The sequence below is a fragment of the Mycobacterium sp. E2327 genome (assembly GCF_001672675.1).
Lineage (GTDB): Bacteria > Actinomycetota > Actinomycetes > Mycobacteriales > Mycobacteriaceae > Mycobacterium.
In genome coordinates this window covers 1-782 of record NZ_LZKE01000246.1, presented here as the reverse complement: position 1 = coordinate 782, position 782 = coordinate 1, and the positions used below count along the sequence as shown (strand labels likewise).

General features: G+C 69.4%; 1 protein-coding gene and 1 pseudogene. One reads left to right on the top strand and one right to left on the bottom strand.

The genetic code is table 11. From position 1 onward, the window contains the following. Positions 1-86, bottom strand: a pseudogene (locus A5712_RS32245) (TetR/AcrR family transcriptional regulator); the annotation flags it as partial. 60 nt (positions 87-146) lie between these two features. Between A5712_RS32245 and A5712_RS28315 the strand changes: the two are divergent. Further along, on the top strand, positions 147-782 hold the full coding sequence (locus tag A5712_RS28315) for a TetR/AcrR family transcriptional regulator (protein ID WP_068113353.1): 636 nt from the start codon (positions 147-149) through the stop codon (positions 780-782).

Sequence of the window (782 nt, the reverse complement as noted above, 5' to 3'; positions counted from 1 at the left end):
CCGACGCCGGCCACGCACCGCATGGTGGCGACGATTATCCGCTGGCGAGTCTCCTCGCCGCTGGCGCCGACCGGGCGACCTAGCATGCCGTCGAATATAATCGAACGATCAATTAATATCCGGTTCCTGCTCGGAGGTGCGCCCGCATGAACGCCGCGCGGTCGCAGTTGGGGCGCCCGGTAGGCGCCAGCGGCGAGCGGACCCGCGCTCGAATAATCACCGCGGCGATGCGCTGCGTGGGGGAGGTGGGCTACTCGCGCGCGACCATCCGGGAGATCGCCCGCACGGCCGACGTCACCAGCGCGAGCCTGTACAACTACTTCCCGAACAAGTCCGAGTTGATCAAGGCCGCCGTCGCCGCAAGGACCGAGGTCGCGTTGCCCCGGCTGCGCGAGGCGGCCGGGAGCCCCGGCGACGTCGTCGACCGGATCGAAGCGGTGCTCGACGAATCGGGCCGGTTGATGCGCGAGTACCCCGACCTGGCGGCCTTCGAGTGGGCGATCCGCGCCGAGGGCGCCGTCGACCCCGGGGCGCACGGCGCCGGCTTCCAGGCGTTCCGCGAGATCATCGAGGGCATCGTCGGACGAGCCGCCAGATCGGGTCCGGTCGAAGCGATCTATTCGTTGATCTACGGGCTGACCGAGCTGGCGGCCACGCTGCCGCCCGAGGACTACCACGCGGCGCTGGGCGCGGCCAAGCGGCTGGTCAGGGGAACGCTTTTCGAGCCGCGAGCGAGTCGCCGAGCGTCCACAGCGCAACGCCGATCAAAACGAGATCCTTGA